The 16,105-nt window shown below is 54.6% G+C and carries 28 protein-coding genes; 5 read left to right on the top strand and 23 right to left on the bottom strand.

What is annotated here, in order from left to right:
- Nucleotides 1-42: 42 nt before the first annotated feature.
- Together AKJ29_RS11205 and AKJ29_RS11210 are read right to left on the bottom strand one after the other, a co-directional pair.
- Complete coding sequence (locus AKJ29_RS11205; protein WP_055190910.1) at nucleotides 43-525, bottom strand: DUF192 domain-containing protein; 483 nt, start codon at nucleotides 523-525, stop codon at nucleotides 43-45.
- Nucleotides 526-1,044: a DUF2513 domain-containing protein gene (locus AKJ29_RS11210; protein WP_040175897.1), complete on the bottom strand. Its 519-nt coding sequence runs from the start codon at nucleotides 1,042-1,044 to the stop codon at nucleotides 526-528. It lies immediately after the preceding gene.
- Nucleotides 1,045-1,162: 118 nt separating this feature from the next.
- Between AKJ29_RS11210 and AKJ29_RS11215 the strand changes: the two genes are divergently transcribed.
- The 3 genes from AKJ29_RS11215 (at nucleotide 1,163) to AKJ29_RS11225 (ending at nucleotide 2,780) form a co-directional block, all read left to right on the top strand.
- Nucleotides 1,163-1,450, top strand: a complete 288-nt coding sequence (locus tag AKJ29_RS11215) for a helix-turn-helix transcriptional regulator (protein ID WP_055190912.1) — start codon at nucleotides 1,163-1,165, stop codon at nucleotides 1,448-1,450.
- 8 nt (nucleotides 1,451-1,458) lie between these two features.
- Nucleotides 1,459-1,791 (top strand): hypothetical protein, encoded by a 333-nt coding sequence (locus tag AKJ29_RS11220; protein WP_152972448.1) that lies wholly within the window; start codon nucleotides 1,459-1,461, stop codon nucleotides 1,789-1,791.
- A 464-nt stretch (nucleotides 1,792-2,255) separates the two neighbouring features.
- Nucleotides 2,256-2,780, top strand: coding sequence for a hypothetical protein (locus tag AKJ29_RS11225; RefSeq protein ID WP_139231528.1), 525 nt, complete (start codon nucleotides 2,256-2,258; stop codon nucleotides 2,778-2,780).
- A 408-nt stretch (nucleotides 2,781-3,188) separates the two neighbouring features.
- Here AKJ29_RS11225 and AKJ29_RS19685 read toward each other — a convergent pair whose 3' ends face one another.
- The 9 genes from AKJ29_RS19685 to AKJ29_RS11270 all read right to left on the bottom strand — a co-directional run bounded on the left by AKJ29_RS19685 (nucleotide 3,189) and on the right by AKJ29_RS11270 (nucleotide 8,517).
- Complete coding sequence (locus AKJ29_RS19685; RefSeq protein ID WP_161805406.1) at nucleotides 3,189-3,341, bottom strand: hypothetical protein; 153 nt, start codon at nucleotides 3,339-3,341, stop codon at nucleotides 3,189-3,191.
- A 13-nt stretch (nucleotides 3,342-3,354) separates the two neighbouring features.
- On the bottom strand, nucleotides 3,355-4,182 hold the full coding sequence (locus AKJ29_RS11230) for a hypothetical protein (RefSeq protein WP_139231527.1): 828 nt from the start codon (nucleotides 4,180-4,182) through the stop codon (nucleotides 3,355-3,357).
- An 11-nt stretch (nucleotides 4,183-4,193) separates the two neighbouring features.
- Nucleotides 4,194-5,090: a hypothetical protein gene (locus AKJ29_RS11235; protein ID WP_055190921.1), complete on the bottom strand. Its 897-nt coding sequence runs from the start codon at nucleotides 5,088-5,090 to the stop codon at nucleotides 4,194-4,196.
- Entirely contained in the window at nucleotides 5,071-6,234 is a 1,164-nt protein-coding gene (locus tag AKJ29_RS11240; protein WP_055190923.1) for a hypothetical protein, read from the bottom strand. Before AKJ29_RS11240 ends, AKJ29_RS11235 begins: the two co-directional genes overlap by 20 nt.
- A gap of 442 nt (nucleotides 6,235-6,676) precedes the next feature.
- Nucleotides 6,677-7,021, bottom strand: a complete 345-nt coding sequence (locus AKJ29_RS19315; protein ID WP_139231519.1) for a hypothetical protein — start codon at nucleotides 7,019-7,021, stop codon at nucleotides 6,677-6,679.
- Entirely contained in the window at nucleotides 7,018-7,320 is a 303-nt protein-coding gene (locus AKJ29_RS11250) for a hypothetical protein (RefSeq protein WP_055190928.1), read from the bottom strand. Before AKJ29_RS11250 ends, AKJ29_RS19315 begins: the two co-directional genes overlap by 4 nt.
- Nucleotides 7,321-7,480: 160 nt before the next feature.
- A complete protein-coding gene (locus AKJ29_RS11255) occupies nucleotides 7,481-7,669 on the bottom strand; it encodes a hypothetical protein (RefSeq protein ID WP_055190930.1) in 189 nt (62 codons plus the stop codon).
- Nucleotides 7,670-7,951: 282 nt separating this feature from the next.
- A complete protein-coding gene (locus AKJ29_RS11260) occupies nucleotides 7,952-8,143 on the bottom strand; it encodes a hypothetical protein (protein WP_055190932.1) in 192 nt (63 codons plus the stop codon).
- 194 nt (nucleotides 8,144-8,337) lie between these two features.
- Nucleotides 8,338-8,517, bottom strand: a complete 180-nt coding sequence (locus AKJ29_RS11270) for a hypothetical protein (RefSeq protein ID WP_055190936.1) — start codon at nucleotides 8,515-8,517, stop codon at nucleotides 8,338-8,340.
- 288 nt (nucleotides 8,518-8,805) lie between these two features.
- On the opposite strand from AKJ29_RS11270, the gene AKJ29_RS11275 reads away from it, so the two are divergent.
- Both AKJ29_RS11275 and AKJ29_RS18795 read left to right on the top strand, forming a co-directional pair.
- Nucleotides 8,806-8,991 (top strand): hypothetical protein, encoded by a 186-nt coding sequence (locus AKJ29_RS11275; RefSeq protein WP_055190938.1) that lies wholly within the window; start codon nucleotides 8,806-8,808, stop codon nucleotides 8,989-8,991.
- Between the two features lie 20 nt (nucleotides 8,992-9,011).
- Nucleotides 9,012-9,323, top strand: coding sequence for a DUF4326 domain-containing protein (locus AKJ29_RS18795; RefSeq protein ID WP_200909153.1), 312 nt, complete (start codon nucleotides 9,012-9,014; stop codon nucleotides 9,321-9,323).
- A 14-nt stretch (nucleotides 9,324-9,337) separates the two neighbouring features.
- Here the strand turns inward: AKJ29_RS18795 and AKJ29_RS11280 are convergent, their stop codons facing one another.
- From AKJ29_RS11280 to AKJ29_RS18805, 12 genes are all read right to left on the bottom strand, one after another.
- Nucleotides 9,338-9,730: a hypothetical protein gene (locus AKJ29_RS11280; RefSeq protein ID WP_055190940.1), complete on the bottom strand. Its 393-nt coding sequence runs from the start codon at nucleotides 9,728-9,730 to the stop codon at nucleotides 9,338-9,340.
- Between the two features lie 21 nt (nucleotides 9,731-9,751).
- Nucleotides 9,752-10,474, bottom strand: coding sequence for a hypothetical protein (locus tag AKJ29_RS11285; RefSeq protein WP_055190942.1), 723 nt, complete (start codon nucleotides 10,472-10,474; stop codon nucleotides 9,752-9,754).
- 484 nt (nucleotides 10,475-10,958) lie between these two features.
- Nucleotides 10,959-12,506 carry a DNA cytosine methyltransferase gene (locus tag AKJ29_RS11295; RefSeq protein ID WP_235477463.1) on the bottom strand — a complete coding sequence of 516 codons (1,548 nt, stop codon included), beginning with the start codon at nucleotides 12,504-12,506 and terminating at the stop codon, nucleotides 10,959-10,961.
- On the bottom strand, nucleotides 12,499-12,699 hold the full coding sequence (locus AKJ29_RS11300; RefSeq protein WP_055190945.1) for a hypothetical protein: 201 nt from the start codon (nucleotides 12,697-12,699) through the stop codon (nucleotides 12,499-12,501). Before AKJ29_RS11300 ends, AKJ29_RS11295 begins: the two co-directional genes overlap by 8 nt.
- Nucleotides 12,696-13,340 (bottom strand): hypothetical protein, encoded by a 645-nt coding sequence (locus AKJ29_RS11305; RefSeq protein WP_055190948.1) that lies wholly within the window; start codon nucleotides 13,338-13,340, stop codon nucleotides 12,696-12,698. Before AKJ29_RS11305 ends, AKJ29_RS11300 begins: the two co-directional genes overlap by 4 nt.
- 65 nt (nucleotides 13,341-13,405) lie before the next feature.
- Nucleotides 13,406-13,879, bottom strand: a complete 474-nt coding sequence (locus tag AKJ29_RS11310; protein ID WP_055190950.1) for a hypothetical protein — start codon at nucleotides 13,877-13,879, stop codon at nucleotides 13,406-13,408.
- Between the two features lie 202 nt (nucleotides 13,880-14,081).
- On the bottom strand, nucleotides 14,082-14,669 hold the full coding sequence (locus AKJ29_RS18800; protein ID WP_235477466.1) for a DUF3768 domain-containing protein: 588 nt from the start codon (nucleotides 14,667-14,669) through the stop codon (nucleotides 14,082-14,084).
- The gene (locus AKJ29_RS11320) at nucleotides 14,662-14,877 is read right to left on the bottom strand and encodes a hypothetical protein (RefSeq protein ID WP_055190952.1); all 216 of its coding nucleotides are present in this window, start codon (nucleotides 14,875-14,877) and stop codon (nucleotides 14,662-14,664) included. Before AKJ29_RS11320 ends, AKJ29_RS18800 begins: the two co-directional genes overlap by 8 nt.
- 12 nt (nucleotides 14,878-14,889) lie before the next feature.
- Nucleotides 14,890-15,138, bottom strand: coding sequence for a hypothetical protein (locus tag AKJ29_RS11325; protein WP_055190954.1), 249 nt, complete (start codon nucleotides 15,136-15,138; stop codon nucleotides 14,890-14,892).
- Nucleotides 15,135-15,572, bottom strand: a complete 438-nt coding sequence (locus tag AKJ29_RS11330) for a hypothetical protein (protein WP_152972449.1) — start codon at nucleotides 15,570-15,572, stop codon at nucleotides 15,135-15,137. Before AKJ29_RS11330 ends, AKJ29_RS11325 begins: the two co-directional genes overlap by 4 nt.
- An 11-nt stretch (nucleotides 15,573-15,583) precedes the next feature.
- The gene (locus AKJ29_RS19320) at nucleotides 15,584-15,781 is read right to left on the bottom strand and encodes a hypothetical protein (protein WP_131551049.1); all 198 of its coding nucleotides are present in this window, start codon (nucleotides 15,779-15,781) and stop codon (nucleotides 15,584-15,586) included.
- 190 nt (nucleotides 15,782-15,971) lie between these two features.
- The coding region (locus tag AKJ29_RS18805) for a M23 family metallopeptidase (RefSeq protein WP_152972450.1) at nucleotides 15,972-16,105 on the bottom strand (134 nt) is incomplete at its 5' end.

A 16,105-nucleotide genomic window follows, 5' to 3' on the forward strand; every position in this document is an offset into this window, starting at 1 on the left:
GCCAATCCGCGTCACTTGTGGCAAGGGCAGGGGCCTGAAGGATCAGTTTGTTGGCAATTCCACTCCGGGGATCTCGACCACCAGGTCTCCAACTTGGATGCCGAGCTCTTCACTAGCGCCACCGGAGATTTCCAGCACAGCGATCACAGGCGACGGTGACGGGCGTGGGGTGAGCGAAAGCGGCCTAGCGTTGGCAGTGATGCCGACGATCCGGCCGGTTTCAGAGATCCAGATCATGTCGAGGGGAATGAGGGTGTTCTTCATCCAGAATGCAGTGCTGACTGGTGTCGGGTAGGTGAAGATCATTCCAGACTGGTCCGGCAGCGCAGTGCGGTGCATCAGACCAATCCGTTGTTCTTCGAACTCATCCGCGACTTCAACTGTGATGGTTCGGATGCCGTTCTCGGTTTTGATCCGGACAATCTCATTTGAAAAAGCTGACGACGCCGCCCAGATCACGCCAGCGGCAATCAAGGCGCTTGCGGCGAACCAACGACGCCGTATTTTTCGACCGAGGATGTTCATTTAGAACTCAAGCTCGACACCGGTAAGTTTCTCGACCTGTTTCTTCATGAAGCCTTTCGCCAAAGCTGAAGCCACTGCTTTCACGTTCTCGATGCCGAAGTTGCCAACGGTATTCATCGTTTCTTTGGTCTTTTCCCAGATCTTGTCGTCGCGCACCGTTTCGATGAACTCGTGACCGTCCCAGGTGATCCTTTCGACCATGATCATTGGTTGCGTTGCCATTGCCTCGACGGCTCTCCGTTCCTCGGGATCAGTGGCCAACAAGATTGTGGATCGGGCGTCGGTGCCGAGGTAGGTGCCGCGCTCACTTGCATTTTGTGCGACTTCCAAAACGGTGCTGCCATCGACACCCCGCAAGTAGTCTGCGTCGAAGAGCAAGCGAAGGTGGTACTGAACTTTGCGCAGATCTTCGTCCGGAACGCCGAAATCTCGATCGGTGATCGTAAAGTGCCCATTGATGTTTTCGTTTGCCTCAATTTCGAGCAGGAGGTTGCGAATAAGATCCATGTCACGTTTCATGCGGGTTTCACCTCTCTATAAAGTTAATAGTAGAACTAATAATATACTTACGATACGATAGAAGCGAAAGCTACAGCGCACTGCATTTGCAAGGTGATTTGATCGACGGAGGCAGCCCATGAACCAGTACACTTCACCTGATGAGTTCCAGCTGCCCGCTGTCGTCCCAGCCCCGTACCTGCCCAAGAGTGAAACAAAGCAACTCAGTGCTGCCGAGGCGGACACACTCAAGTCATTGGCAGAGGGCCTGACCATGAAAGAAATAGCCTACTTGCATGACGTTTCTGAGTCGGCGATCAAGCAGCGGATTTTCCGCGCCAAGAAGAAGCTATCCGCCCGAACAACAATGCAATGCGTGGCAATTGCTGTTGGGCTTGGTCTCTTCCTGTTCAAACCAGCTCAGTAATGCCCGCCATGACAATACTTGCCCCTGTCCTGTCCGCGCTGCCTGCATCAGCTGGTCGCGTTTCGGCGATCGAAGCGAACTGGTGTGCAATACGTGGCGCGGTCGAAATTCATTTCTACGCCTCGGAGAAATTAGTTGCGTCTTGGCTTCTGTTTCAGCGGCCGGAGGACGGTTTGATTGACTTCATGATCGAGCAGGGCAACCCCTATGAACATTTCCGGGCGCCGGTCGCACTCTACGTTGAGTGCCAGAAACAGCACGTCGCGCCCAGCGCGGTCGTGGCACAATTGGAAGTCGCGATCAGCCTGATCTTCGATATCCAAGATCGCAAAAAGCATTGATCTAGAGATGGCCGGCCATTCCACTGAGAAACGCCTGCCTTGCTGCGTCCCTGGATGCAAGAGAACGACCAAAGCAGATGGGAAGTTCGATGAATGGCTATGTGCGGTCCACTGGCCCACGGTTCCTCGAAAACTGCGGGACAGGTACTCAAAAGCCAAGAGACTGCGCAGGAGACGCCCCAGCAGGGCGATGGCGAGGGTTTGTAGCCAAGTGTGGGTTCGGTGCGTAGACGCGGCCCTCTGCGAGGCCTTTGGCCTTGGAAATGCGGACCAAAGACGGAGCTAGCACCATGGCGCAAAACTTGTCCTCTGCGGTCATGCAGCAACGCAGTGAACCCAGCACGTCTTTTGACTACTTTGGAACGCCGCCATGGGCGACACGGGCGCTTCTAGAGCGCCTTCAGATACCCCGCCAGTCGGTTTTATGGGATGCAGCGTGCGGCCGAGGTTTCATGACCAGGCCAATGAGCGAATATTCGGACCATGTGATCGGCTCCGATATTCAAGATCTCGGCTTCGGCCGTGTAATCGACTTCCTGGCTGAAAACGCCAGTGCGATGATCAATGCAAGAAGCAACTGGATCATCACAAACCCACCCTTCAAGCATGGTGATGCCTTTGTGCTTCGTGCATTGGAGTTGGCAGAGGATGGTGTCGCGGTTCTCGTACGGTGCGCCTTTGCCGAGGGCAGAGGCCGCTACGAGAGATTGTTCCGTGATAATCCTCCGACCATGCGGCTTCAGTTTGTCGATCGAGTGGTCATGCACAAGGGTGATCCCCCTGATCCTGATATCCCGTTGCCGGTCTGGGACAAGAAAAAGCGCAAATACGTTATGCGGAAACCGAGCACTGCCACGAGCTATGAATGGATGGTTTGGGACAAGTCCCGTGCTGGCCAAAAGACTGAAACGGATTGGCTCGATACAAAGAGGGCGGAGCTGACCCGTCCTGGTGACTACGATGCACCGAAACTGCCGCTGGCCGCGTGATCAAATCACCAGAACCGATTACAGTAGCCACCCGCTATCAATTGGGCCGCGAGATCTCGGCCGTCTTGCAGCCTACAGTTCCCAATCTTCCTGTCATGGCTCTGGCGGCCGTTTAGATAGCAAGTCAGCGACTGTCCGGACGTGAGGTCTCTCACGCGGCCTGTTGCGGTGCGCCCAGCAGAAGTATCGCGCTCTGGGCAGTCCAGAGATCCAAAGCGGATGGGTGTGCCATTGACTTCAATCGTGTCCCCATCTCGGACTCGTGTGACAGACCCCCATACTCGTTCTAGGCTGCTGATTTCTACAATGGGCCCGGTGAACTCTGGGAACCGTTCGGCAGCCATGAAAAGAAAAAACCCGGCCGCGCCCAGCGCGACCAGGATTGAACGGAAGGGATAGCGTCGTCGTCTACTTCTCAACGCAGATCCCGATGGGCTTGTTGTGGTCACCAGTTTCAGCGGCGAAGGCCTCGATCGCGGCTTCGCACTTTTCCAGTGATGTGAACTCAGCGGACATTCCGCCGCCACCTGGTACGAGCATAAGGAGAACAAAGAGTTTCATGGGATTCCTGTAGTTAGGCGGGGCTCATCCCGCTGTCATATTGTTTGCCCGTGCTAAGAACAGGGGCTTTCTTCATGAACGAGCTTGGCCGCTGTCGCGCAAACTCGACAAGTTGCCGAACATCCTGCAACACAGCAGCGTCGTCATCGGTAATCTGCACAATCCCAAAATCGTACCGCGAAGTGAGATCAGCAAGCATTTGGTTGGCTTTTAATAGAGCGCCAGCGGGAGTTTTCGGATCATCGCTGTGGGCTGTCTTGTCCATGCCTTCGGCGACAAGAGAAAGATAGGTGGCAGCCTTGTCGATGTTACGGACATCGCTTTTGTTTGGCGGACCTGGTTGAAAAGTATGAACCGCTTTTTCCAGGTTCACACTGGCTCGGATTAAGAGATTTTGGTTGGACTGAATAGTTGGCCCATCAAGATCAACTGTGGTGACGCTTTGAGAGGTGTTGGGTTCATCAGAGAAATCCCGTTCAGCAAGGGCAATCACCTGCAGAAGATCTCGATAGGGCAGATCAACCTCAGTCGTCTGTTTGCTGAACAGATCATTATCCCACCAAGTCAAATATGCCGTGTGGGGTTGGTCGGTGGATACGCGCCCTTCGTTTTCGCCGTAAGTGTCGAAAGTCGGCCTGAAGCTGAGCTGGGCCTGTTCGCTGCCACGGCCATGCCAATACAATCCCTGATGCTCATCGTTGAACTTCCATCGGGCATCAGATCGGAACTCTTTGAACGCATCGCGTTCCAGATAGTCGAATAGGGCAAGATGAAACCGTTCGCCAAATACATAGTCGTTTGGGTCGATCTCTGTGGGGCTATCGTGCAATTTGTATGGCATCGGTTCCTCCTTCACATGGATAGCGTGCTGGAAGCGTCAAGGCGCTTCTCACGCGGTTTGGGGTGCTCACCGGCTGTACGCGCGCCTAAGAGGCTGCTGGTGGCGCTGCTGAGCTCATTCAGACGGTTTACGGCAGAGGCCAACAGGTCGCCGTCCTGACGGCTCTCCCCCTTTATTCTGTCTCGGAGGGTGATGAGATCTTCGCGTAGTTGACCTGTTCCGAGATTGGGATCGGCCGAGATTTCTGGCTGGGCCAGAAGCTGAGCTTGATAAAAGCCTTCAGCAAACTCATGGGCGAGCCCCATCTTTATCCTGCGTTCGGCTTCGTCCTGGTAAGTCCACGAGCGAATTTCGCGCCCACCAAATTCGACACGTACCTCATCAACATCGTTGTCGATGACTTTGGTTTTGGTCGCGTCTTGGTCCAGCCATTTTGCTTTTTGTTCTTGACGGGGCTCCGGTATTTGTCCGACGGGGTGACGTTCTCGGAAGAGGCGGCGAGCTGCCATCAGAGAGTTGCTGTTGCTATTCTCAACGCCGTCCAGGAGCTGTGCAAGCTGGGGGTCGGTCTGTACTTCGGTTTGCAACCAGTTTTCCAGTTTCTCGTGCTCAGCTTCAGTGAACGGCCCATAGAGATCGTTTTCTGGAACACCGCAATGTCGAGTATTCCAGCGATCTTGGGCTTCCTTGTATCCCCGCTCTAGGAGCAATTCACGCACGCGCTCGATGTCGAGCTGCAGCATGTCCGTTGTGACCGGCAGTGGTTCACCGCCGCGCCACCGCGCTTCGACTGTATCCATGACCTTCGGATCGATAGGGTGACCTTTGGGATCGGGCAATTTATATGGCATCAGTTTTCCAATCGTTTTGCAGTAGGTCAGGTCGGCCTTACATATCAGGCCCGTCATCACCCATCAGTTTGAATGGCTTCTTCTTTGGTTTATCCGGTTCTTGGGCCGGTGTCGCGGTTTGGGTTGCAACCAGCTGTAGATGCGGCTCAGGCTCTTCCAGCCAATCGAAATCTACATCAGGGTGAACGACCCGCAGGGCGTTTGCTACTTCGGAGGCCTCTGCAAGCGTCAGGTTGTCCCATTCGCGGTAGAGCGGGTGATCTTCGATATGGTCATGGGTTTCAGCATCGCGCACATGAAAGGCTACGTCGTAAAAGTCCGCCTTTTCTCCGAATGTGTCAGCGCTGTTGATCAGGCGGGCATTCCCTTCGCCATCCTCGATCATCGGGAAAACCTGAATTTCGGAGTAGTAGCGAACGCCTTCCGCTGGTTCGACCTCCTTCAGGTCCGCGTCCAGAGCATCGCCTGCAGCTGCAGAGGCGAGCCTGACGGCGGCTGTCCTGTCTTCCTCGGGGATGGGTTCAAGAACTTCATCCGTCGCCTCCTGCAAGGGGGCAGGGACAACGTGGCCGCGTAGAAAGCCTGCCATACTCTTGATGGTTTCCTTGAAGTCGCGTGCCGCTTCACCGAAGCCGATCACTTCTCGATCGTCGTTGTCGATCAGCTGGACCTTGGCATCTATGATCTTGTCTTTTGCCATTCTGAAGAGGCCAGCAACAGACGCGCCCAGCGCTTTGATCCGATCATGGGTATGTTCGTCCCAGAGATGGAGATGAACGTGCCGATTAACGATGTGCTTAATCTCTGAGGTATGTTCGCCGAATTGCAGCTGACGCTCGGCAATCTTGCGGCGGATGTCGGCCACATCCCGGAGGAGATGCGAATCCTCGGGCAAGATGTCTTCTAGAGCGGGGTTAGTTGCTACCAGTGACAAAACCAAGCTGGTTTCATCCATTTCGGCAATCGCCCTGGTGAGGTTGTCTTCTTCCCGGCGTCGATCGAGGATGGCTTGAGCTTTGTCTTCAATGTCGAAGCTGCGTTCGCAGATGTGCGCGCTGCTATAACCCTGACTTCGCATCCGTCGGATGATTTTCTGTATCTCTGCAGATAGCGGATCAATCTGATCAGGCTCTGGTGTCGGTGCCGGTTGTTCCTCGGTCACCAGGTCATCGGGTGCATCGTCGCGAAGCTTATAAGGCACGTCGCTCTCCAAGTTAGGTTAATCTTGGAAGCTATTATTAACTTATTGAGCGGGAATTGCGAGAGGTTTGAATGGGAAGCCGACTAGCGGCCCCCCTGCACTCACACACATAAACTGGTTATTGCGGTCAAATTGAAGACGAGGTGAGGCCATTGCATGGCCGAACGCTGTCAATAGTGTGGAAAAGTTAATAAGAGAAACAGATATTAACAGCGTTGCCCAGCGCCTTTGTCTCGCTCTGGGGAGAGTTATGAGCGCTCTTCTGGACTGTCGAGAGACATGGTGTAGCCACAGCAGGTCGGCCAACCTGTTCTGAAATTTCCTACATCAATTCGCTCAGTGTGGCCGCATTCATGGCACCAAACTGTACCGCGCTTGATCTGCGGGATTTCAGATAGATCGGCGAACAGACGATCAACGCGCTCTGGGAGGGTTTGCAAACTCATGATGATGAGCTTACCAGGCCGAAGGTCAGGTTGTCCAAGAATTGCGTTGCTGCATAGCCTGCCAATGATCCTTGCGTATAGCTGGGTTCAAACTCGAAAACCTTTGGACGCCGCGCGCCTTTTTCGCAGGTGAGTTCGTTTGTATCTGGGTTCACTTTGTCTGTGCCGCCTCGACCGGTGCAGCCGTTGATGAACGCAGTTTGTTGCGCATCCAATTGGGCGGTTCGATTTGCGACGACGCCGTTGGCTGTCAGCAAGCCAGCGACTACTACCCAGAGGAAAATCAAAAGGAGCGCCCAGCGCAGGGGCTTTGAAGGGCTGGTTTTTGTGGTTGATGTCACGATGTGAGTCCTATGAATTTTAGCTGATACTGGCCAACTACGTTTCCGAGGCAGATATCAGCGGCACGGCTCTCCACTCGGATTGTTTGGTTGGGTGCAACGGTGGTGTAATGGGTCATGGCAACAAATCGAGAGCTACGGTTTGTCAGGTACACACAGCCATCATCGTGAATTTGCAGCTCTGCGTGGCCACATGCGTCACCCACGCAGCTTCCGTGGATTTCCTCGGCGGCGAGAGGAGGGGCAATAGCTGAACCGAACAGGCAAGCAAGCAAGGTGCTCTTGAACAGCTGTGTCATCTAGAGTCTCTGCGAATTTGGCGAAGGAGCTCGATGCAGAATAAGGATAGTGACGCCCATCGCGGCCAGCCCGTAAAAAACACCGCGCCCAGCGCTGTGACGGCCAGAAACAGAAGGTCGATCGGGTCTCGGGTTTTGAGGAAGGCGATAATCTTGTCCATTAGTCGTCACCATCCCCATCGTCGCAAGTGCTGTCACAGGGATGAAATGTCGTGCCGTCATCGCTGTAGAAATACTGTCGATTTCGCGGTGCAAAGTTAGGTTGCCAAAGGCCCAGCCGCCACAAAACAACCAACACAAAGAGCAGCAGAACAAGTGAAATGATGCCAAGAATCGAGAGTGTCGTCATGTCATGTTCCTCAGCCGTTGCGACCGCGCCTTGCGTTCCGAGCAGCGACTATACAAAACTCATGTTGCTGCTGGCCTCCGGTCTTTCCATGCAAGTAGTGACCCCACATCCATGTGTCTCCTAGATCGGGCCACCAGGTGGCAATCACAACATGGTCCCAGCGCTCAATAGCGACTGTTACACATACGGCATGGATTTGATGCGATATCACGCGGAACCCGTTAAGCCATTCCGGGACATCGCTTTCGTCACACACACGAGGCCTTTCTTGAACTGCAAGTGTCATTTTTGCTCCTTCGTCGTTCCGGTGTGAGCGAGAAGCAGTTGGGCGTTTTGCTCTTCCAGCTCCTCAATCCTGTCAGCGCAGGCGCGCAGCCATCCAGCGTATCCATCGCCGTCAGGCGCACCGATCTCAATATCGCGCGCCTCGCTCCTTAGCGTCGTGGGGTCAGTTGCGTACGTGCGGTCTGTCATGTCTATCTCGTGGGGTGTCTAAGTGGTCGTTTCTGTCTGAGGCCGCTTGGCGGAGGCAATCCGGGCTGTTGACCAACCTCCGACCTCTTCGTCGGCGATGCTGGCACACAGCTCAGACGGAACCAGGTTGTTGCGTACAGCGCGAGTGGCCACGGCTTGAGATACGGGCTTGTCGAAGGTGATGCGAAGCTCGATCACATGACTTTTTTGCTTTGGCATTTCTTGTTCCGTTCGTAGCCTATGGTGTCGTTTGATGGGGCGAGTGCCATTAAGGAGCCGACAAACCCGAACAGGCCGAGCGCAACTGTCAGGATAGACATCCCAAAGATCATCAGAAGAAGGCTTAGGGCCAGTGTCGCTGCTGTAATTGGCATTGGAGTCTCCGCGCTTGCGTTAATTATTAAATCAATTATTAACGTAAGGAAGGATAACTATCAACTTGAAAATGCCGACACCGGCAGGAGAGTGACCATGGCTGTATGGGTAGCCGACCCACCGGACAATCGTTCCCTAAAGATCGAAATACTGCCTGCGGATTTTGATGCAAACGGGTTCTGTATGCAATGCGGCGGGGCTTTACACATTGACTACACTTGCCAGCGCTGTGGTGCCGACCACTGGCCGGGAGTAAAACGAAACCGAAATAAGAATGGCGCTGACTGATGTCCTATACTGAGTTTGACAAATTGACCGATGAGCGGATGTCTTTGGAGAAGGAAATGGCCGCGCTGGATATGATGTCACATCGCGAAGATATCTCCTTTCGTGAGGCGCAGATTGAGAAGCGTCTGCGCGAAATTCAAGCGCGTCTTGATGAACTAAAGACCGCTTCCAACAACAGTGCTTAGTTGTGCCAAAGCGGGTTCAAATGAGAAGGGACAGGCCGTGGCGACAGGATAATCCTGAGGCCGTGATCGTTGCCAGGCCCAGCAAATGGGGTAATCCATGGCGAGTTGGCGAGATCGACATTCCAGACGCTGAGGAAGCTGTTCGGAGGTTTGCAGCAGCTGTGCTCGGAAATGAATTAGGACCACCCACGGCGCATCCAGAAAGCACTGTCGGAAAAATCATTACAGATGCTCCGAAAGAGCTACGAGGACGTGACCTCGCTTGTTGGTGCCCGCTAGATCAGCCGTGCCACGCGGACGTATTGCTCAAACTGGCCAATGACGAGGTTTGAATGCGCCCAGCGCGTCACGTCTCCTGTTCGATCCGCTGATACGCAGTTGAATCGCGATGCTTGACGGTCTGGTGGCCTTTCTCGGCGAGTAGGAACGCGAAATCCACGGCGCACTGAGTGGTGCAGAAGTACCCGCCTTGATAGGTTTCACCATCCCAGATTGAGATGCGAACGATCCTTCGATCGTGTTTGGGTCCGCCCCATTTGAAGTGGACGATTTGTTGGTTTGTCTGGCGCTGGGCCTCTTCCCGCGTCTTTGGGAAAGCGTCTGGATCATCACCCTCGATGTAGAACCCACGGTGCCGATCCGGGCCGAACTCGATGTACTGCACTGACTTCTTCAGCTTCTTGCCGCAGGTTCGGCAGTGAGCCTGCTTGGCGTGTTTAACAGAGAATAGGGTTGCCATACTGTGCCTCGGTCTGGTTGCTTATGCCGCCATCGGCAATTCTGGGGGTGGAAGTTCATCGCCCCACTGTTCAGCCATGGCCGCAGCGATGCCGGGGAAGAAGGTGCTTCTCTCCTTCCAACGATCGGGACCAGGTGCGGCTTTGTGTACGCTGTCGCGGGCTGTGGTGCCGTCGAGCGTGCCAGTTGGGATCAATAGTTCAAGGTTGCGGAGCCATAGGCATGTGCGCTTCTTCTCATTGTCTGGACCATCCTCGGTTGTCCCAAATTGCCATGGTTGCACGGTTTGCGCTGCAGGCTGAAAGTTTCGAATTCTGGCCTTGGCGTGCTTGTGCATTACAGGATTTTCGATTGCGACACGCTTTATGTGTGGGACGTTCCAGAGATCAGAAAAAAGCTTGGCCCCTTTTTCCAACTCTTCCCACATAAACGCCAGCCGTTGCTCTTCACTCATCACTTCGAACTGCTCGCGCTGCAGATCAGTGTAGTGGGTGGCTTCAAGCTTCTTGGGGGGCTTGATGAGCCAGCGGGCACCCGCATTTGCTAGGCGCGTACAGGGAGGATGCGCGACAAAGAGCAAATCCCATTCTTCATACATCATGACATCTCGGACATCTCCGATGATGTGCCGATTGCTTGGCTTCACAGCCGGTAGCAGATCACAAGAATAGGCATCGTGGCCCAGCGCTACGAAGGCGTCTCGGACGATGCCAGACTGTTCGCAACCTATCAGCACTTTTCCCATGCGAAGGCCCCCGTCAGTAGATGGTCAGGCCGCTATCGACCAGCCATTTCCAGCACAAGCAATCCACCCTTGGTGAGTCCGGCTCGTTTCCAACCGGCACACTCAAAACAGAGACCTGCTCGGGCTGAACGGACGTGTCTCGGATTGACGAATGTGTAATGCCTCTCACTAGGCCAGCATCGATCAGCGATAGCGTCAGCCTGTCGGATAAGGTCTGAGGCGAGATAAGGGCTCTCGTTTCGGAACACGGCACAGTTGATGCCGGTTTGTCCGCTGGCGTCGATGAATTTGCGCCAGACAAAGAGGGCGTCCGCGTGTTGGGTGCGGAGGACAATCTTCTCTCCTGGTCCGCAGAAGAGCTTACGTTTGCGCCCATCCTGGTACTGATATGCTGAGTAGTGTCGTTCATACATTTTCAGGCAAGTCAGATCCCCGTCTTTGGTTATCCACCAGACGGGATCTGGTGTTGTGCCGGCCTTTCTGGTCATGCTGCCATTTGTTGGATCAGTGGTTGGCAATTCGCCTCGACAAGTGCTTGCGCAAGAACGGGTGGAACGGAGTTGCCGCACATCCGGCGCTGTTCGGTGACAGTCAGGAGTCTGCCGTCTGCGCCACGGTCTATTTCGTAGGTGTCAGGAAAGCTCTGGGCACGGAACTGCTCGCGTGGTGTCAGCATCCGCATTCCGATATCCGTGATGATGTATTCGCTTTGGTCGGTATACCGCTGCGCGTCGTCACCATTGAATTTGGTCAGCAGCGCGGCAACCAGAGCGGCGTGGCCACCGCCAGCGCAGATTGTCGTCAGTGGCTCATTGGCTGACCTGGCACTGCGTTTGCTGCCTTTGAGGTTGAGGAGGTGAGCTGCAATGACAGATTGCTGCGTTCCTCTGGCGGTGACGGTGCTGACCGGCTTGCGCACGTCGTGACCAACAACACCCGTGTTGTTCTGAGCCAAGAACGCAGCCACGAGAGCGTGCTTGTTGCCATTGACCATTGTGCCGATCGGGCGATGGAGATCGAGGCAGCGAGGTTTTTGCCCAGCGCGTTCGCCATATCCAGTTTGAACCATCGTCGGTACGATGATGCAGTTTTGGTCTTTTTTGCTGGCAGTGATGGTATGAAGCGGGTCGAAGGCAGAGCGATTCCGGCCGCCATGCTGCGCATAGGTGACAAAAAACGGCTCTTTGGCGTCAATCACAAATCTTTGGATGCCAGCTGCGATCCGGCGCAGGGTATTGTCCACGAGGGGGCGCTTAACCTGAAGGCCGTACATCTCTTTGATGTCGGCTGCCGTGTCGAAGATCGACGGGCAAGGCAGTGACCAGTCGATGATCTCTGCAGCTGTTACCCATGGTTTCAACTTGCCGCTTTTGACGGCAGCTGATGTCGGGCATCCATGTGTCGGCTTTGGCCAAACGATGGGATGACCGTCACAACGCGCAACAACAAAAAGGCGTTTCCTGATCGTTGGAGCGCCGTAGTCGCAAGCGCGCAGTTCTTTCCACTCGACTTTGTAACCCCGGCTCCGCAGTGCTCGGACCCATTTTTTGAAGATTTCGCCTTTCCGCGAAGCGATAGGCTTGTTGTCTGATCCCAACGGCCCCCATGTCAGGTACTCGACAACATTTTCGAGCATTATGACTTCTGGTTTTACGAGTTCGGCCCAATTGATGACCACCCATGCAAGGTCACGGATGTTCTTCTCGACCGGCTTCCCGCCTTTGGCGACAGAGAAGTGCTTACAGTCAGGCGAGAACCACGCAAGGCCCACTCGTTGGCCCTTTTTTACAAGATCGCGGGGATCAACGGCAAAGACACTGGTGGTCAGGTGTTCAGTTGTCGGGTGGTTGGCCTCGTGCATCGCCAAGGCAACTTCGTCGTGGTTGATTGCGACATCCGGGCAGCGGCCCAGCGCGGCAGAGATACCGCTGCTGGCACCGCCGCCGCCAGCAAAGTTATCGGCGACATAGGGCAGATAGGCTGGGTCATGTGAAGGACCGACCGGCAGGTCGAGGGATAGATTATCAAGCACTGGTATCCTCCATCGGAATGACCTCTTGAATTTCATGGGCGCGGACGACGAAGTTGCCCCAACCATGTGCGCGAACAGTCGGCAAACCGTTCGGCCAGAAGCCGTTCACAACGCGGGTGAGCTTGCGATTGCCGTCGCGGGTTGGGGAGCGGAACGTGATCCGGTCCCCTTCTTTGATGTCTTTGATGTTCATGCTGCTTGCTCCGCAGTTTCCTGCGTGGGCGCAGTGGTCTCGAACGTGGCGTCGAACCACAGTTCGGAGACTTCCTCTCCCTCGGGTCCAATCCAGTTGGATGTGTGGGGTTCAATTTCCGTGTTGCAGCTCGGGCAGCGGTCATTGCACTGGCACGACCAATCGTCGGACCATTCCTCTCCGCAGTCGCACTTGTAGTTGTTCTCCCAGACGATGGGTTCGCCTTCGCTATCGCGATCGAGGTTGAAGCCGTGAAGGATGTCCTTGCGAAGAATTGGAGCGCCCAGCGCACCAAGGATTCGAGCACGCAAATCGGTGGAACGATCAAGCGGGAGGATGATGTCACCGTCGCTATCGGTTTCGGTTTGAATTACTTCAGTCAGCAGGGACCGCAGCGCCTTGAACACGGGGTGTTCCTCAAAGCTGATGTCCGAGATGTAGGCATAGTTGTAATCGCCGCCTGAAACCGTCTCATAGGCCTCGTATGGGTCTTCTGGAACAGGTTCATCGTCATGGGGCCAGTGATCGACGCAGAACTGGTGAAACCGTGCGTCACGCTCTTCCGCCGTGAAAAAAGCGTGAAAGTTGGTGCCGTCTTTGTCATCTGTTACGATCAGATAGATTTTGGGTTCTACGGGCATAGCTGTATCGTCCTCTCATTCAAAGAGTTAGTTTTAGAAACAATAATTAACTTAAGAGTGTTTGGCTACGGGTTCAAATCGCGGTTGATCATCGTGATGCGGTGCCGATAGGCGTCAGCTGGATCACCAAAGTATGCGACTATCCCATCGTCATTGCTGACCGCGTGCCAACCCTCTGGGCCGGTGTCGTTTTCCCACATGCCGGGTTCATGAACCTGCCAGCGTTCGAGCGCTGCATCGAGGTCCAGTTGAGGTTTACTATCTGGACGGGTCCAGCCACCATCTTCGCGGGTTTCGTCCCTGAAAAAGTTGCAAGCCACGCGCAGCTCGTTACCAAAGTCAAAGCCTTCACGGTGTGCCCAGTGCATCAGGCCCGCCAGACCATCGCGCAAGGCGTTGTCTCGGTCTGTGCCGGTGCATGTGATGATTTCCTGGATCATGCCTTCGGCCCAATTTGCACGGTTGGTGTTCTCCCCGTCAGGATCATGCCCGCCGTGTGTCGGAACGGTGATGGTTTGTGCTGTAATCATCTCGGGCATAGCTGGTTTCCTAATCGGTTAAGCGTGGTTTCTGTCGGTCAAAAGAAGAAGCCCGGAGGGGCTGGGTGCCAGATTTTTCGGGCAATAGTTTCGCCGTAGGTCATGCAGAGAAGTTCGAAATAGACTCTGTGTATCGGGAACATTTTGTGGTCCTCCATCGTGGTGGAACTGTGTGCGCCGACTGCCGTTGGCTACTTTCTCCTCAGCGCTCCTCAGCGAGCATGACGGTCATGACGCGGTTGGTTTTCTCGGGGTCGGCAGGGTCTTCGGAGAGGCCATTCATGTCCTCGTCGTAGTAATCGATCTTCCAAAAGATCGTGTGCTGTTCGCCCTCGCCTTGGTCCTCGTAATCAAAGCTGCCGAAGTCGTGTTCCTGATACGGATCGTTTTCCGGCTCGAAGTCGTCAAATTCGCGGACGCGGGACATGATTGCTGCGCTCTCGTCGAGTGCTGCGATGCCTTGGGTCAGGATGATCTGCCCGCCGATCTGGCGTTTCCGAAGCAGGTCGTTTAAGCGCCGGATTTCCTCTGTCTTTAGCCGTTTGATGTCCGTCGTGATGTCGTAGGCATCGGCAGCGGCGTGTTCTTTTTCGCTCTCTTCGATCACACGCGCGCCGTCGATGTCCCAACCACCACCGAAGCCCTCAGGTTCGTGGAAGATACCGCCGTCAAGTGTTCTTGCTGCGAGCCGAACGTCGTCAGGATCGGTGCCCTCAGGGGCTTCAACAACCAGAATAAGATCAGTGGTCATTGTCGCGGTGACGAGGAATTTCTGCATCTGTTCAGGCATCGACTGGCTCTTCTTCTTTGATTGTGTAGTCGAGCCACCCGTTGGCAGCGTCTACGCCTGCGAGGAAGGAATCGCGTTCTCTTTCGGTGGTGAACCAGAAGGTTTGGACGCTGCCATATTCGTTGAGCTTTTCGTCATTGGTTTCGCCGTCAGCGTAGCGCTTTGAGGCTTGCTCACCGAAGACGATAGTTGTGCTGAAATTGGTCATTGTTGCTGTTCCTTAGGCTGCTTCGCCTTCGAGGCCGATGACCTCGGAAACGATTGTGTTGCTGTTGCGGTCGAAGATGCGGATCAGTGTGTGATCGGCGTGTTCCTCTGTCTCGATCGGGGCGAGAATGAAGGGGCAGATTTCACGCCCTGTTTTGGCTTCTGTGATGCTGCCATCAGGGCCGAAGACCAGTTGAGATGCGCGGTATCCGAGGCGGTGCGCGCGGATGAGGCGGGTGATTGAGTTGATCAAATTGTTCATGCTGCGTCCTTTGCGCCGTAGGTGCGTGCGCGGTTTTGCCAGTCGGGTTTCAGGGAAAGCCCTTGTTCGGAAAAGCTGATGCAGTTCGCGACAAACCAAGGGGTGAAATCCCAATCGAAGGATTCGGCGATCTCGCCTTGCCGGTAAGCCAGCTCCCATGCGATGTGCAGCGGCTCGATGAAGGGCATAGCGTCGTTGCGCAGCTGTGCCGTGCCGACTGCATCGCGGTAGGCGCCCAGCGCCACGATGTACGCTTCAAGCTGTTCGCCGGTTGTCTGGGCGCTCTGGTACTGCTGAGAGCAATTGTCGATCTCTTCCCAGATGACCATTGCCGCTTCCAGTTCCAGCTCCTTTGTCATGGGCCAAACCATTTGCCCGCGCTCGAAAGGGGAGACGCCTTGCATGTGATGTGTTTGAGTGGCTGTATCGTTCATGGTGGGCCTCCTCATTTCTTGATTTCTTGGAGTTGGTCGAAGGTGCGGCGATAGGCCGGTGCCTCGTCGAAATCCTCACAGTTGCCCGTGTTCTTAACGAGCGCGTCTGTTTCGGTGATCTCGACGATCTTGACCGTGAAAACGCCACCGAGGCCGGAGGGTGTTTTGCAGATCATTCCCACTTTTGCGGTGTCTCTCGTTATCGTCATGGTCGTGATCCTTGCTCCGTCTCTCTATATACAGTTATACATATACACCACGACTAACACAAGAAGAATAAACATATACACTAGAAATAAAGTATATGTAATAATGAAAATAGGGGGTTGATCCAGGGTGCGGGATCAGGTATACATATACATGTAGACACCAGAAATTAGCCACTAAAACACGGAAAAGTCAGAAACCGCCGACTCGCACTTCGTAGTGCAGATGTGGTCCGGTGGACCGCCCAGAGTTTCCAATATCACCGATTCTGTCGCCGCGCGATACCCTTTGGCCCTTTTTCACCCGAATGGCAGATTGATGCGCAT

Origin of the sequence: Aliiroseovarius crassostreae, from assembly GCF_001307765.1 — a bacterium.
Taxonomy (GTDB): domain Bacteria; phylum Pseudomonadota; class Alphaproteobacteria; order Rhodobacterales; family Rhodobacteraceae; genus Aliiroseovarius; species Aliiroseovarius crassostreae.

Bases quoted from the DNA above. Each gene is read 5' to 3' on its own strand.
- AKJ29_RS11325 (WP_055190954.1), bottom strand. From the start codon at position 15,138: ATGAACAATTTGATCAACTCAATCACCCGCCTCATCCGCGCGCACCGC.
- AKJ29_RS11305 (WP_055190948.1), bottom strand. From the start codon at position 13,340: ATGCCCGTAGAACCCAAAATCTATCTGATCGTAACAGATGACAAAGAC.
- AKJ29_RS11310 (WP_055190950.1), bottom strand. From the start codon at position 13,879: ATGCCCGAGATGATTACAGCACAAACCATCACCGTTCCGACACACGGC.
- AKJ29_RS19685 (WP_161805406.1), bottom strand. From the start codon at position 3,341: ATGAAACTCTTTGTTCTCCTTATGCTCGTACCAGGTGGCGGCGGAATG.
- AKJ29_RS11220 (WP_152972448.1), top strand. From the start codon at position 1,459: ATGACAATACTTGCCCCTGTCCTGTCCGCGCTGCCTGCATCAGCTGGT.
- AKJ29_RS18800 (WP_235477466.1), bottom strand. From the start codon at position 14,669: ATGCCTGAACAGATGCAGAAATTCCTCGTCACCGCGACAATGACCACT.
- AKJ29_RS11230 (WP_139231527.1), bottom strand. From the start codon at position 4,182: ATGCCATACAAATTGCACGATAGCCCCACAGAGATCGACCCAAACGAC.
- AKJ29_RS11300 (WP_055190945.1), bottom strand. From the start codon at position 12,699: ATGAACATCAAAGACATCAAAGAAGGGGACCGGATCACGTTCCGCTCC.
- AKJ29_RS11275 (WP_055190938.1), top strand. From the start codon at position 8,806: ATGTCCTATACTGAGTTTGACAAATTGACCGATGAGCGGATGTCTTTG.
- AKJ29_RS11280 (WP_055190940.1), bottom strand. From the start codon at position 9,730: ATGGCAACCCTATTCTCTGTTAAACACGCCAAGCAGGCTCACTGCCGA.
- AKJ29_RS11205 (WP_055190910.1), bottom strand. From the start codon at position 525: ATGAACATCCTCGGTCGAAAAATACGGCGTCGTTGGTTCGCCGCAAGC.
- AKJ29_RS11330 (WP_152972449.1), bottom strand. From the start codon at position 15,572: ATGAACGATACAGCCACTCAAACACATCACATGCAAGGCGTCTCCCCT.
- AKJ29_RS18795 (WP_200909153.1), top strand. From the start codon at position 9,012: ATGAGAAGGGACAGGCCGTGGCGACAGGATAATCCTGAGGCCGTGATC.
- AKJ29_RS11215 (WP_055190912.1), top strand. From the start codon at position 1,163: ATGAACCAGTACACTTCACCTGATGAGTTCCAGCTGCCCGCTGTCGTC.
- AKJ29_RS11255 (WP_055190930.1), bottom strand. From the start codon at position 7,669: ATGACGACACTCTCGATTCTTGGCATCATTTCACTTGTTCTGCTGCTC.
- AKJ29_RS11250 (WP_055190928.1), bottom strand. From the start codon at position 7,320: ATGACACAGCTGTTCAAGAGCACCTTGCTTGCTTGCCTGTTCGGTTCA.
- AKJ29_RS11225 (WP_139231528.1), top strand. From the start codon at position 2,256: ATGAGCGAATATTCGGACCATGTGATCGGCTCCGATATTCAAGATCTC.
- AKJ29_RS11320 (WP_055190952.1), bottom strand. From the start codon at position 14,877: ATGACCAATTTCAGCACAACTATCGTCTTCGGTGAGCAAGCCTCAAAG.
- AKJ29_RS11270 (WP_055190936.1), bottom strand. From the start codon at position 8,517: ATGCCAATTACAGCAGCGACACTGGCCCTAAGCCTTCTTCTGATGATC.
- AKJ29_RS11285 (WP_055190942.1), bottom strand. From the start codon at position 10,474: ATGGGAAAAGTGCTGATAGGTTGCGAACAGTCTGGCATCGTCCGAGAC.
- AKJ29_RS11260 (WP_055190932.1), bottom strand. From the start codon at position 8,143: ATGACAGACCGCACGTACGCAACTGACCCCACGACGCTAAGGAGCGAG.
- AKJ29_RS11235 (WP_055190921.1), bottom strand. From the start codon at position 5,090: ATGACGGGCCTGATATGTAAGGCCGACCTGACCTACTGCAAAACGATT.
- AKJ29_RS11210 (WP_040175897.1), bottom strand. From the start codon at position 1,044: ATGAAACGTGACATGGATCTTATTCGCAACCTCCTGCTCGAAATTGAG.
- AKJ29_RS19320 (WP_131551049.1), bottom strand. From the start codon at position 15,781: ATGACGATAACGAGAGACACCGCAAAAGTGGGAATGATCTGCAAAACA.